Origin of the sequence: Cytobacillus sp., from assembly GCF_032154635.1 — a bacterium.
GTDB lineage: Bacteria > Bacillota > Bacilli > Bacillales > Cytobacillaceae > Cytobacillus.
The window spans coordinates 16342-29529 of the sequence record NZ_JALDXW010000030.1; the positions used below are offsets into that span (position 1 = coordinate 16342).

Annotated in this window: 13 protein-coding genes; all 13 read left to right on the forward strand. The window is 38.7% G+C overall.

All coding sequences use genetic code 11. The features are described 5' to 3' along the window. Positions 1–68: 68 nt before the first annotated feature. The 13 genes from veg to spoVT all read left to right on the forward strand — a co-directional run bounded on the left by veg (position 69) and on the right by spoVT (position 12745). The gene (gene veg, locus RUH74_RS18025) at positions 69–332 is read left to right on the forward strand and encodes a biofilm formation stimulator Veg (protein WP_053479348.1); all 264 of its coding nucleotides are present in this window, start codon (positions 69–71) and stop codon (positions 330–332) included. A gap of 128 nt (positions 333–460) precedes the next feature. Beyond that, positions 461–637, forward strand: a complete 177-nt coding sequence (locus tag RUH74_RS18030; RefSeq protein ID WP_102275782.1) for a small, acid-soluble spore protein, alpha/beta type — start codon at positions 461–463, stop codon at positions 635–637. A gap of 274 nt (positions 638–911) precedes the next feature. Then, complete coding sequence (gene ispE / locus RUH74_RS18035; protein ID WP_313802497.1) at positions 912–1781, forward strand: 4-(cytidine 5'-diphospho)-2-C-methyl-D-erythritol kinase; 870 nt, start codon at positions 912–914, stop codon at positions 1779–1781. Positions 1782–1840: 59 nt separating this feature from the next. Beyond that, complete coding sequence (purR, locus tag RUH74_RS18040) at positions 1841–2683, forward strand: pur operon repressor (RefSeq protein ID WP_313802499.1); 843 nt, start codon at positions 1841–1843, stop codon at positions 2681–2683. Continuing rightward, entirely contained in the window at positions 2680–3054 is a 375-nt protein-coding gene (locus RUH74_RS18045; protein ID WP_313802501.1) for a RidA family protein, read from the forward strand. The genes purR and RUH74_RS18045 overlap by 4 nt, the downstream gene beginning before the upstream one ends. Before the next feature lie 287 nt (positions 3055–3341). Continuing rightward, the gene (gene spoVG, locus RUH74_RS18050) at positions 3342–3632 is read left to right on the forward strand and encodes a septation regulator SpoVG (protein ID WP_053479353.1); all 291 of its coding nucleotides are present in this window, start codon (positions 3342–3344) and stop codon (positions 3630–3632) included. Between the two features lie 311 nt (positions 3633–3943). After that, entirely contained in the window at positions 3944–5317 is a 1374-nt protein-coding gene (glmU, locus tag RUH74_RS18055) for a bifunctional UDP-N-acetylglucosamine diphosphorylase/glucosamine-1-phosphate N-acetyltransferase GlmU (RefSeq protein ID WP_313802504.1), read from the forward strand. Between the two features lie 17 nt (positions 5318–5334). Next, positions 5335–6291 (forward strand): ribose-phosphate diphosphokinase, encoded by a 957-nt coding sequence (locus RUH74_RS18060; RefSeq protein WP_313802506.1) that lies wholly within the window; start codon positions 5335–5337, stop codon positions 6289–6291. Between the two features lie 223 nt (positions 6292–6514). Further along, entirely contained in the window at positions 6515–7156 is a 642-nt protein-coding gene (locus RUH74_RS18065; RefSeq protein WP_313802508.1) for a 50S ribosomal protein L25/general stress protein Ctc, read from the forward strand. 93 nt (positions 7157–7249) lie between these two features. After that, a complete protein-coding gene (gene pth / locus RUH74_RS18070; RefSeq protein ID WP_313802510.1) occupies positions 7250–7810 on the forward strand; it encodes an aminoacyl-tRNA hydrolase in 561 nt (186 codons plus the stop codon). Between the two features lie 135 nt (positions 7811–7945). Beyond that, on the forward strand, positions 7946–8176 hold the full coding sequence (gene fin / locus RUH74_RS18075) for an anti-sigma-F factor Fin (protein ID WP_313802512.1): 231 nt from the start codon (positions 7946–7948) through the stop codon (positions 8174–8176). Between the two features lie 232 nt (positions 8177–8408). After that, positions 8409–11945 carry a transcription-repair coupling factor gene (gene mfd / locus RUH74_RS18080; protein WP_313802514.1) on the forward strand — a complete coding sequence of 1179 codons (3537 nt, stop codon included), beginning with the start codon at positions 8409–8411 and terminating at the stop codon, positions 11943–11945. Between the two features lie 263 nt (positions 11946–12208). After that, positions 12209–12745, forward strand: coding sequence for a stage V sporulation protein T (spoVT, locus tag RUH74_RS18085; RefSeq protein ID WP_313802516.1), 537 nt, complete (start codon positions 12209–12211; stop codon positions 12743–12745). The last annotated feature ends 443 nt before the right edge of the window (positions 12746–13188 follow it).

Below are 13188 nucleotides of genomic sequence, written 5' to 3' on the forward strand. Positions count from 1 at the left end.
ATAATTTATATTTTTAATTTGACTCCATTGTGTCAACGTGATATACTTAACATAGTGAGGTGGACCGAATGGGAAAAACATTAAATGATATCAAAAAGGCTCTTGATTCAAACCTTGGGAAAAGACTTTTACTCAAGGCCAATGGCGGACGGAGAAAGACGATTGAGCGTTCAGGTGTTTTAGCTGAAACGTACCCATCCGTATTTGTTATTGAGTTAGATCAGGAAGAAAATGCGTTTGAACGCGTATCTTACAGCTATGCAGATGTCTTAACAGAAACGGTTCAAATTACATTCTATGAAGATACAACAGGACAAGTTGCTTTAAATTAATAGATGTTTTTGCTTTACATGGAGCTGCTGAGAATCAATCAGCCGCTCTTTTTTATTGGGTTCTCATTGTGTAAATGAAGATAATTGTTCCATACTATACATACACAGTGTAAAAGGGGATGTTAATCATAGGCAGAAGAAGAGGGGTTATGTCAGAAGGATTTAAAGAAGAGCTTGCGAAGGAATTAGGCTTTTATGATACCGTCCAAAAAGAGGGGTGGGGCGGCATAACGGCCAGAGATGCAGGGAATATGGTCAAAAGAGCAGTAGAGATTGCCCAGCAAAGTCTTCTGAAAAACCAGTAATTCTTTTAAAGGCTTTAACGCTTGTTTATTATTAACTAAATTGAAAACACTGTGTGAAACCAGGGGCATATTCCCTGGTTTTTTTATTTTAAAATGAGAATGTTTTACTTTGAAGTTTGAGAATGATCTATTTGCAGCGCTAGCGTATTTCACGGAATATTCCGTGAAACAAATAATTTGTGACGAAAGTTAGATCAGAGGTCTTACTTTTGTTGTTTTGTGGTAAAATAGGACAAAAAATGGAGTCGTTGAAATATATAAAGTAGGTGGAAATGTGAAGCTTTTGGTGAAGGCACCGGCGAAGATCAATTTATCATTAGATGTTTTACATAAAAGGGAAGATGGCTATCATGAAGTTGAAATGATCATGACAACAATTGATTTAGCGGACCGCCTAGAATTAACTTTATTAGAGCAAGATGAAATAAAAATTATCTCACATAATCGATTTGTTCCAGATGATCAGCGGAATCTGGCATACCAGGCTGCACGCCTTTTAAAAGAACGATTTCATGTGAAAAGTGGCGTAGAGATTGCCATAGAAAAGACTATACCAGTTGCAGCGGGGCTTGCGGGAGGTAGCAGTGATGCAGCAGCTGTACTTAGAGGGCTTAATAAGCTTTGGAAGCTAGGACTTTCATTTGACCAGCTTGCTGAAATAGGAGCAGAGATCGGTTCAGACGTCTCATTCTGTGTATATGGCGGGACAGCTCTTGCAACAGGTCGCGGGGAAATAATTACGAAGCTTCCAGCTGCACCGACTTGCTGGGTCGTATTGGCTAAGCCATTTATAGGTGTTTCAACAGCAGATGTGTATCGCAGGCTTAATTTAAATGGGATTCATCATCCGCACACAAAAGAAATGATTCAAGCAATTGAACAAGGGGATTATGAAGGTGTATGCGGGCATGTTGGCAATGTGCTTGAAGACGTAACATTTGCCTTACATCCGGAAGTCGCTCAAATAAAAGAGCAAATGAAGCGTTTCGGGGCGGATGCGGTGTTGATGAGCGGCAGTGGACCGACTGTATTTGGCCTTGTTCATCATGATTCTAGAATGCAGCGGATTTATAATGGACTAAGAGGTTTTTGTGATCAAGTTTTTGCGGTTAGAATGCTTGGTGAAAGACATATGCTTGATTAAATCCGTATGATAATGATATATTATCGATAAAATATTCGGATTTTACTGGGGGTCCTATGATGAAATTTCGTCGAAGTGAACGTTTAATTGATATGACGAATTATTTACTAGAACATCCACATCAATTAGTTTCTTTAACCTTTTTTTCGGAAAGATATGGATCAGCTAAATCTTCAATTAGTGAAGATCTAGCCATTATTAAGGAGACATTTGAGCAAAGACATATTGGCACTTTACAAACAGTGCCAGGAGCTGCAGGTGGGGTACGGTTCCATGTAAAGGTGTCGGATGAAGAGGCAAGAGCATTTATTAAAGAGCTCTGTGAATTAATTGCTAGTCCTGAAAGGCTACTGCCAGGCGGGTATTTATATATGACAGATATATTAGGAGACCCAATGATTGTTCAGCGTGCAGGGCGCTTATTTGCTTCTGCTTATGCTGATACAAAAATTGATGTAGTTATGACAGTTGCTACAAAGGGAATTCCTTTAGCCTATGCAGTGGCAAATTATCTAAACGTCCCTGTTGTCATTGTTAGAAGAGACAGTAAGGTAACTGAAGGCTCAACTGTAAGCATCAACTATGTATCGGGCTCTGCCAAACGAATTCAAACGATGCTGCTTTCTAAGAGAAGCCTTGAAGAAGGTTCAAGAGTTTTGATTGTTGACGATTTTATGAAGGCAGGCGGGACGGTCAATGGAATGGTTAGTATGCTGGAAGAGTTTAAGGCATATGTTGCCGGAATTGCTGTATTAGTTGAATCGGAGAAAGCGGAAGAGCGGCTCGTAGATGAATACTTATCCTTGGTTAGGCTTTCAGATGTCGATGTAAAAGAGAAAAAAATTAATGTAGGTGAAGGAAATTATTTTAAAAGATCTGTAGAAGGGGGAAAATCGGTATGAAAACGATTCAAACGAACATGGCTCCAGCAGCAATTGGTCCTTATTCACAAGGAATCATTGTAAATAATTTGTTTTATAGCTCTGGACAAATTCCGCTAACAGCTGAAGGTGTAATGGTTGAAGGCGATGTAAAGGCTCAAACACATCAAGTATTTAAAAATCTCCAAGCGGTTCTTGAAGAGGCAGGAGCTTCCTTGGATACTGTAGTAAAAGCGACTGTATTCATTCAAAGTATGAATGACTTCGCTGCTATTAATGAAGTATATGGTGAATACTTCCATACTCATAAGCCGGCTCGTTCTTGTGTAGAAGTTGCAAGACTTCCTAAGGATGCATTAGTAGAAATTGAAGTGGTTGCTTTAGTTAAATAAATGGAAAGATCGATTTACAAGCTTATTTATCTAATAAGCTTGTTTTTTATTTTATTTGCTAAAGGAGAATGACTAACACAGGGCTTATTATTTAAAATTAAAAATTATCTTGTATATTATTACAGAAAACTAGTCATAATGAATGAGGGAATCTCAGGGAAAATATGACATCTTACTCTTTCAACTGAATAATTCGAAAATTTTTTTCGCCTTAAAGAAGGAGAAATAAGAATGATGTTGAATTTATACATTAGGTTTGTATCTTCAAAGCAAAGGTGGTGAACAGGATGGAAGTAACTGACGTAAGATTACGCCGTGTTAATACAGATGGTCGGATGAGGGCTATTGCATCCATTACTTTAGATCATGAATTTGTTGTTCACGATATTCGAGTGATAGATGGGAATAACGGTCTATTTGTTGCGATGCCAAGCAAACGCACGCCAGATGGTGAGTTTAGAGATATCGCTCATCCGATTAACTCCGGAACTAGAGGCAAGATTCAGGAAGCTGTATTATCAGAATACCACCGTTTAGGTGAATTAGAAGTTGAATTTGAAGAAGCTGGAGCTTCCTAAACAAATAAACATCAAGGGCCTACTTCCAAAGTACGGCTCTTTTTATTTGTCTTTTTTAAAATGAATTGTAGTAGAAAACGAGCAACCTGGAGTGGAAATCAATTTCCATCCACTCCTCTATCATTTCCCCCTTTTGTTTCCATCTAAACCTTACCTAATAAAAAATGTTCATGAAATTGACAAATATAAGTAGTTTTCTTCATTCCTTGAAATAGAAGCCTATTTAAGATATATTTTTAATGGATAAAAAGGATATAATTGTGATGGCTTTTGACGTGTTAAGGATATATTTTGGAATGGAGGCTGCGTTAATGTCTAATCGTTATGCGGTGATTTTAGCCGCGGGCCAAGGGACAAGAATGAAATCAAAACTTTATAAAGTCCTTCATCCCGTTTGTGGTAAACCAATGGTTCAACATGTGGTTGATCAGGTTTCAAAGCTTAATATAGAGAAGATGGTTACCATTATTGGTCATGGAGCGGAACAGGTTCAAGCTCAGCTTGGGGATGATATATTATATGCCTTACAGAATGAGCAGCTAGGAACAGCTCATGCCGTTATGCAAGCAAAGGATATACTAGGTGAAAAAGAGGGCGTAACGATTGTTGTATGTGGTGATACCCCATTGATTAAGCATGAAACAATGGAAGCGCTTCTTAACCACCATGAGAAGACAAAGGCAAAGGCTACGGTCTTAACGGTAGTAGCAGATGACCCTTCAGGATACGGCCGCATTGTTCGTGATGAAAATGGGCTTGTAGAAAAAATCGTTGAACATAAGGATGCTACAGAGGCAGAGCGAGAAATTCAGGAAATCAATTCTGGAACCTATTGTTTTGACAATAAGGCTTTATTTAGTGCCCTTAATCGTGTAAGCAATGATAATGTACAAGGTGAATATTATCTTCCCGATGTGATTGAAATTTTAAAAGATGATCAAGAAATCGTTTCAGCTTATCAAACGGATGAATTTGAAGAAACACTTGGTGTAAATGATCGTGTAGCACTTTCTGAGGCAGAGCGAATTATGAAAAAGCGGATCAATGAATATCATATGAAAAATGGTGTGACAATTATTGACCCGTCCAATACATATATCGGTCCAGATGTTATAATTGGAATGGACACAGTCTTGTACCCAGGAACAATTCTTTCTGGAAATACGGTAATTGGCTCTGATTGTGTGATTGGCCCACATAGTGAAATTGTTAATTGTTCAGTGGGAGATCGTACTGTCTTACGTCAATCTGCTGCATTTGATAGCCAAATTGGAAATGATGTACAAATTGGCCCATTTGCCCATATTCGTCCAAAATCAGAAATTCACGGTTATGTAAAAATCGGTAATTTTGTTGAAGTGAAAAAAGCTGTCTTTGGTGAAGGAAGCAAGGCTTCACACCTTAGCTATATAGGTGATGCTGAGGTTGGCAGGGATGTGAATATTGGTTGTGGTACAATCACTGTTAATTATGATGGAAAAAATAAATTTTTGACAAAAATTGAGGATGGCGTTTTTGTTGGCTGTAATTCCAATCTTGTTGCGCCTGTAACAATTGGCAAGAACGCTTATGTAGCAGCCGGTTCTACTATCACAGAAGATGTACCGGGGGAAGCGTTGTCAATTGCTAGAGCGCGTCAAGTGAATAAAGAGAATTATGTAGAAAAAATGAACAGAAAGAAATAAAGCGATGGAGGCTCAACATGTCTAACCAATATTTAGATCCTAATTTAAAGGTTTTTAGTCTTAACTCAAACCGTGACTTAGCACAAGAAATAGCAAGTGTAATTGGAGTAGAACTAGGGAAATGCTCAGTACAGCGTTTTAGCGATGGGGAAATTCAAATCAACATTGAAGAGAGTATTCGCGGCTGTGACGTATATGTGATTCAATCAACAAGCTCTCCTGTAAATGAGCACTTAATGGAACTATTAATTATGATCGATGCTTTAAAACGTGCTTCTGCTAAAACAATTAATATTGTTATGCCATATTATGGATATGCGCGTCAAGACCGAAAAGCTAGAGCGCGTGAACCAATTACAGCTAAGTTAGCGGCTAATCTTCTTGAAACTGCAGGAGCAACTCGTGTGATCACGCTTGATTTACATGCACCTCAAATTCAAGGATTCTTTGATATTCCAATTGATCATTTAATGGGTGTGCCGATTTTATCTGAATACTTCAAGAAGAAGGCAATGGATGGAGATGTTGTCATTGTATCTCCTGACCATGGTGGAGTAACACGTGCTCGTAAAATGGCAGAGCGTCTAAAAGCTCCGATTGCCATTATTGATAAGCGTCGTCCAAAGCCAAATGTTGCTGAAGTGATGAATATCGTAGGTAATATTGATGGAAAAGTGGCAATCTTAATCGATGATATTATCGATACAGCTGGAACGATTACCCTTGCTGCCAATGCACTTATTGAAAATGGGGCATCTGAAGTCTATGCATGTTGTACGCATCCGGTATTATCTGGGCCAGCAATTGAAAGAATTCAGAATTCAAATATTAAAGAATTAGTTGTTACAAATTCAATTGCTTTGCCAGAAGAAAAGAAAATTGACAAAATTGTTGAGCTATCTGTTGCGCCTTTAATTGGCGAAGCAATTATTCGTGTTCATGAAGAACAGTCCGTAAGTACGCTTTTCGATTAATAGCAAGAAAGCGTAAATGCTTTGCTTAGCGCTGTAGCTAGACAGTTCTTTCGCTAATACTTTCTTATCTGATAAAAATCAGCAGGCCTGCATAAATGCAAGCCTGCTATTGTTGCATTTTTGATACTGCTGATTTTAAACGGAAAGGTTTAGTTTTCCTCATTTTAGGGCATTTTTTATATAGAGTGTCTTAGATTATAAAAAGAGGAAGGGGACCAATTTGATGACAGCTGTATTGCAAGCTCAGGAAAGAAAAGAATTTCGAGGTTCTGCATTAACACGTATACGCAGGGATGGAAATATTCCAGCTGTAGTTTATGGGGCAAAGCTGGACAGTCAATCGATTTTTATAAGTGAAGCTGATTTTACTAAGGTGATCCGAAAAGTAGGAAGAAATGGAGTTATTTCATTAGACGTAGACGGGGATAAGCATAATGTAGTATTAAGTGATTATCAGGCAGACCCGATTAAAAATGAGGTAATTCATGTTGACTTTCTTGCAGTAGATATGTCGACGGAAATAACAGCAACTGTCCGAATAAATCTTGTTGGTGATGCACCGGGAGTCAAAGATGGCGGTGTGATGCAGCAATCTATGCATGACCTTACAGTCACTGCAACACCGGATAACATTCCTCAATCGGTTGATATCGATGTTTCGAATCTTCAAGTAAATGAAACAATTACCATCGCTGATATTTCGACAAACAGCGGTTATACAATAAACGAGAGCGACGAGGAAGTCGTTGCCTCCATCCTTCCTCCTAGACAGGAAGCAGAAATTAATAGCGGGGAAGAACAGGAGCCTGGAACTCCTGATAACGAGGAAGGCAGAGAAACGAAAAGCAGTGAAGAAAGAGACTAAAAGGAATAATGCCTTGCCCGAAAGAAAGGGACTGGCCTGAATGAATTGGTCAGCCCCTTCTTTTTAGGCAATATATAAAAAGATGGTGGGAAGATGAAGCTAATTGTTGGACTAGGAAACCCTGGAAAGCAGTATGAAAAAACAAGGCATAATATTGGATTCGAAGTAATTGATGCACTTTCTGAGCGATTAAATATTCCGTTAAACCAGGCGAAGTTTCAAGGAATCTACGGTGTTGGGCATGTGCAGGGAGAGAAAGTTTATTTGTTAAAGCCTCTTACATACATGAATTTATCTGGGGAATCTATTGCCGCTCTAATGGATTATTTTCAAATAGAAGATGAAGAGCTTGTTGTTATTTATGATGATTTAGATTTACCAGTTGGGAAAATTAGATTGCGGCAAAAGGGCAGTGCAGGCGGTCACAATGGAATAAAGTCAACTATCGCTCATTTGGGGACACAAGAGTTTAACAGAATACGAGTAGGGATTGACAGACCTCCTAGCGGAATGAAGGTTCCAGACTATGTATTAGGAAGATTTACGAAAGAAGAGCAGGAAATATTGGGTGAGGTTATTCAAAAATGTACAAATGCCTGTGAAGATTGGATATCCAAGCCATTTTTGCATATTATGAATGAATATAATCAGTAATCAATCATATTTTTTTATTAGTATCATACAATAATATATCTTTATATTTACGACGATTTGGTATTTCGTTTGAATAAGTTCCTCTTAAGGCGTTCATACTAATAGTATTGAACTGCTTGGCAGGGAGGGACAGGCGTGGCTATACATTATCATTGCCGTCATTGTGGAGTAAAAATTGGAACAATTGAAAATACAGCAATCAACACGGACTCTCTAGGTTTTCATCTATTAAATCATTCTGAACGACAGGAAATGATATCCTATGATCAGTCAGGCGATCTTCAAGTAAAAGCAATATGCGAGGATTGCCATGAATTGTTAGTACGTAATCCTGATTATTACGAACATGATTTCTTGATTCAATAATAGGCTTTGGACCATCATCCAAAGCGTTTTTCTATTTCTAACTATTGTGAATTGTTGGTGAAGATAAACTGACAATCCGCTTGCACATTTCAGATTGTCTAGTTTCAGCGGCTAGCCCCTCGAGTCATAAGCTAATCCGCCCAGAAGGTTAAAGAACAACCTTCTAGCCGTCTTATCTTATGATTGTCGGGTCTGACCAAGCCGCTTGCACATTTCAGATTGGAGGGTAGCCATGATAGGGCTTAAACATATAATAAGTCAGCAAGATGATGTAAGGTCCGTCTTGTCTGGTATAAAAGAAGGATTGAAGGAGCAGCTGATATCTGGCCTATCCGGTTCTGCACGCACACTTTTTCTAGTATCTGTATATGAACAAACACGAAAGCCGATGCTTATTGTTACGCATAATCTGCTTCAGGCACAAAAATTATATGATGATATTGTTAATCTAACTGGGGAATCGGATGTATTTTTATATCCAGCTAATGAGTTAATCGCTGCAGAAATTAGTATTGCTAGTCCTGAATTAAAGGCACAGCGAATAGAAGTTTTAAACTATTGGAGCAAAAGTAAAAATGGGATATTAATTGCCCCGATGGCAGGTCTGAGGAAAATTCTCCCTCCTGCATCCCTTTGGAAGGCTTGTCAATTAACATTGAAGGTAGGCGATGAACTTCTTGAAGATCAATTCCTGCAATTTGTTCAGATGGGCTATACGCGGGTTGGAATGGTTTCATCCCCAGGTGAGTTCAGTGTAAGAGGCGGCATTATTGATATTTATCCTTTAACAGAAACAGATCCTATCCGGATTGAATTATTTGATACAGAAGTAGATTCGATTCGTTCCTTTTCCTTGGAGGATCAACGTTCAAAAGAAAAACTAACTGAAGTGACAATTGGTCCTGCAACAGAATATCCTTTGCATGCGGATCATTTTAGCAGGATCATCGAAAAGCTCGAAAAAGGATTAGGATCAAGCCTTAAAAAGTTAAAAGATGAAAAAGCAAAGACACAACTAGCACAAAATATTGGTTTTGAGTTAGAACAGTTGAAAATGGGCAATAAACCTGACCAACTATTCAAATATCTCTCCTTTGCTTATGAGGAAAGAAGTAGTTTAGTAGACTATCTTCCTGAGAATGGTCTTATTGTTATAGATGAAATCAGTCGTGTCCAAGAGATGAATGATTCTTTGGAGAAGGAAGAAGCGGAATGGTATACAAGTCTATTAAGTGAAGGTCAAATTATCCATGATGTGAAAATATCCCATGATTTACGAGGGTTTTTAAATAAGAAGAAGCAGCCTGTTATATATATGTCCTTATTTTTAAGACATGTCCCGAACACGAGTCCAGAAAATATTATTAATGTAACATGCAAGCAAATGCAAAATTTCCATGGTCAGATGAATGTGTTAAAAGGTGAACTGGAACGATGGAAAAAAGCAAATTATACAGTTATATTGTTGGGTCCCGGGGAAGAACGGGTAAAGAAGCTTCAAAGGGTGTTAGAAGACTATGAAATTAATACGTTGTTCGTAGATGAAAAGCAGCCGCTTCTTCTTGGTAAGGTTCAGATCGCAGAAGGAAATCTTCATACAGGATTTGAATTGCCGATTCAAAAGCTTGCCGTCCTTACGGAAGAAGAGCTTTTTAATAAACGGACAAAGAAACAGCCTCGTCGCCAGAAACTGTCAAATGCTGAACGAATCAAAAGCTATTCGGAATTAAAAGTTGGTGACTATGTTGTTCATGTGAATCATGGAATTGGAAAATATTTAGGGATTGAAACACTAGTAATTAATGGTGTTCATAAAGATTATCTTCATATACGCTATCAAGGCAGTGATAAGCTTTATGTCCCAGTCGAGCAAATTGATCTTATTCAAAAATATGTAGGCTCAGAGGCGAAAGAGCCAAAAATATATAAATTAGGCGGGAATGATTGGAAAAGAGTTAAAAAGAAAGTTGAATCCTCTGTTCAGGATATTGCGGATGACCTAATTAAGCTTTATGCGGAAAGAGAAGCCTCGAAAGGACATGCTTTTAGTCCAGATGGAGAAATGCAAAGGGAATTTGAAGCGGCATTTGCTTATCAAGAAACAGAAGACCAGCTTCGTTCGATTCATGAGATTAAACGGGATATGGAAAGGGAGCGGCCAATGGACCGATTGCTTTGCGGGGATGTCGGTTATGGAAAAACAGAAGTGGCAATCCGTGCTGCTTTTAAAGCAATTGCAGATGGAAAGCAGGTGGCTATTCTTGTTCCAACTACCATTCTTGCTCAGCAGCATTATGAAACTATGCGGGAAAGATTTCAAGACTTTCCGATAGAAATTGGACTTCTGAGCCGTTTCCGTTCAAGAAAGCAGCAAACAGAAACGATTAAAGGGCTTAAATCAGGTGCAGTTGACGTTGTTGTTGGTACGCACCGTATTTTATCAAAGGATATTTCCTACCGGGATTTAGGTCTATTAATTGTAGATGAAGAGCAGCGCTTCGGGGTGACGCATAAAGAAAAAATTAAACAGCTAAAGACGAATGTGGACGTGTTGACTCTTACAGCAACACCAATACCGAGGACCCTTCACATGTCAATGCTAGGTGTGCGTGATTTGTCAGTAATTGAAACACCACCTGAAAATCGTTTTCCTATTCAAACATATGTCATGGAATATAATGGCGGGATCGTCCGTGAAGCAATTGAAAGAGAACTTGCGAGAGATGGGCAAGTGTATTTTCTCTATAACAGAGTCGAGGATATTGAAAGAAAAGCCGAAGAAATTTCTATGCTTGTACCAGATGCAAAGGTGACCTTTGCACATGGGAAAATGACAGAAAATGAATTAGAATCCGTTATGCTGAGCTTTCTTGCAGGAGAATTTGATGTTCTTGTGAGCACGACGATTATTGAAACGGGTGTTGATATTCCAAATGTAAATACCTTGATCGTTCATGATGCTGATAAAATGGGACTCTCACAGCTGTATCAGCTAAGAGGAAGGGTTGGCCGTTCGAATCGAGTCGCTTATGCGTATTTTACCTACCGAAAGGATAGGGTATTAACAGAAGTGGCGGAAAAACGTCTTCAAGCAATAAAGGAATTTACAGAATTAGGATCCGGATTTAAGATTGCCATGCGTGATCTATCGATAAGGGGAGCTGGAAATTTGTTGGGAGCTGAACAGCATGGCTTCATCGATTCTGTTGGTTTTGATCTATATTCACAAATGCTAAAAGAAGCAATTGAGGAACGGAAAGGCAATATGAATGAAGTGGTCAAGCCACGAACAGAAGTGGACCTTGAAGTGGATGCATATCTTCCTGATGCTTATATTAATGACGGTCATCAAAAGATTGAAATGTATAAACGATTCAGAGGAATTTCTTCACTGGAAGATCTGGAAGAATTAAATGAAGAAATGCTCGATCGATTTGGGGAATATCCAGATGAAGTATCTTATTTATTTCAAATGACTGAGATGAAGGTATATGGAGAAATGGCAGGAATTGAAACGATTAAGCAGGCTAAGAATGAAATTTTAATTCTTTTATCTGAACAAGCAAGCTCACGAATTGATGGGCAGAAAATCTTTGAAGTCACAAGTAAATATGGACGAACTGTTGGTCTTGGTATGGATGGAAAAAAATTAAAGGCAGTCCTTTATATTAAAGGGATGAAAACTAGCGAATGGCTGAATATTGCCTTTGAAATTGTCCGTGGTCTTTATGAATCAAGAAAAGAAGAGCAGAGTCAAACGATTTCATAGAAGATGTTTAGCTTGCTTAAAAAGAGGGTAATTCTTAATTGAATTTTTTGTGATGTTTGACTAGCTTTGGTTCTTATGACAATTGCGAGAAAAAAATTATTGAATGTGTATATAACTTTCCAGATGAAAGATACTAAGTTCAAACATGGCGATGCATTCATTTTCTCCCAATTAAAGCATTGCTAAAGGAAAAGCGGGAGTGTGATGTTTACAGCTAGCGCAACCGCTTTTCGAATCATCAGATGAAAGAGAGGCAACATTAGATGAAAGCAACTGGCATTGTTCGTCGAATCGATGATTTAGGTCGTGTAGTAATTCCTAAGGAAATACGAAGAACATTACGTATTCGTGAAGGGGACCCTCTTGAAATCTTTGTGGATCGTGATGGAGAGGTGATTTTAAAGAAATATTCACCAATCAGTGAGCTTAGTGATTTTGCGAAGGAGTATGCAGAAGCACTGTATGATAGCCTTGGCAATCCCGTATTAATATGTGACAGAGATACTTTTATTGCTGTTGCAGGTGGTTCAAAGAAGGATTATTTAAACAAAAATATTAGCGAACTAGTTGAGAAAACTATGGAGGACCGTAGTTCGGTTATTATGAATCAATCAGGCAATTTCGCCTTGGTTGAAGGGAATTCAGAAGATTTCTCCGCTTATACAATTGGTCCGATAATTGCAAATGGAGATCCAATTGGTGCAGTTATTATCTATTCAAAAGAGGGTTCATTAGGTGATGTTGAACAGAAAGCGGTGGAAACAGCTGCAAGCTTCTTAGCAAGACAAATGGAATCCTAAGAAAAACTTCTGCTTTTTAGTTCGATTGTTTGTAAAAAATATGGTGAAAGGGGCAGCGATATGCTGCCTTTTTTCTTTGTCTTAAGCTTGTCGGGGCTAAACAGTCGCCTTCGCATTTCTGTGTTGTCTAGCTGCGGCTCCTAGCCCCTCGAGGTCATAAGCCAATCCGGCCAGAAGGTTAAAGAACAACCTTCTATCCGGCTCGTCTTAAGCTTGTCGGGGCTAAACAGTCGCCTTCGCATTTCTGTGTTGTCTAGCTGCAGCGCCTATCGCCTATCAAACTTCAGGTTCCTTTCCTACGATAAGTCGACATCAATTCGCTTCCTCTCATTGTGTCTCCTATATCTCAGTAGCGACCCTTCCAGTTTGTACGGCGATGATCAAGGCGCTTCCGCATTTCTGTGTTATAATACTTCTGAATTATTGTTGGGGATTGTGTTTTG

What these genes read in the sequence shown, in the direction of transcription:
- pth (WP_313802510.1), top strand. Translation starts at nt 7,250, where the DNA reads ATGAAGCTAATTGTTGGACTAGGAAACCCTGGAAAGCAGTATGAAAAA.
- spoVG (WP_053479353.1), top strand. Translation starts at nt 3,342, where the DNA reads ATGGAAGTAACTGACGTAAGATTACGCCGTGTTAATACAGATGGTCGG.
- glmU (WP_313802504.1), top strand. Translation starts at nt 3,944, where the DNA reads ATGTCTAATCGTTATGCGGTGATTTTAGCCGCGGGCCAAGGGACAAGA.
- purR (WP_313802499.1), top strand. Translation starts at nt 1,841, where the DNA reads ATGAAATTTCGTCGAAGTGAACGTTTAATTGATATGACGAATTATTTA.
- RUH74_RS18045 (WP_313802501.1), top strand. Translation starts at nt 2,680, where the DNA reads ATGAAAACGATTCAAACGAACATGGCTCCAGCAGCAATTGGTCCTTAT.
- RUH74_RS18065 (WP_313802508.1), top strand. Translation starts at nt 6,515, where the DNA reads ATGACAGCTGTATTGCAAGCTCAGGAAAGAAAAGAATTTCGAGGTTCT.
- veg (WP_053479348.1), top strand. Translation starts at nt 69, where the DNA reads ATGGGAAAAACATTAAATGATATCAAAAAGGCTCTTGATTCAAACCTT.
- mfd (WP_313802514.1), top strand. Translation starts at nt 8,409, where the DNA reads ATGATAGGGCTTAAACATATAATAAGTCAGCAAGATGATGTAAGGTCC.
- spoVT (WP_313802516.1), top strand. Translation starts at nt 12,209, where the DNA reads ATGAAAGCAACTGGCATTGTTCGTCGAATCGATGATTTAGGTCGTGTA.
- RUH74_RS18060 (WP_313802506.1), top strand. Translation starts at nt 5,335, where the DNA reads ATGTCTAACCAATATTTAGATCCTAATTTAAAGGTTTTTAGTCTTAAC.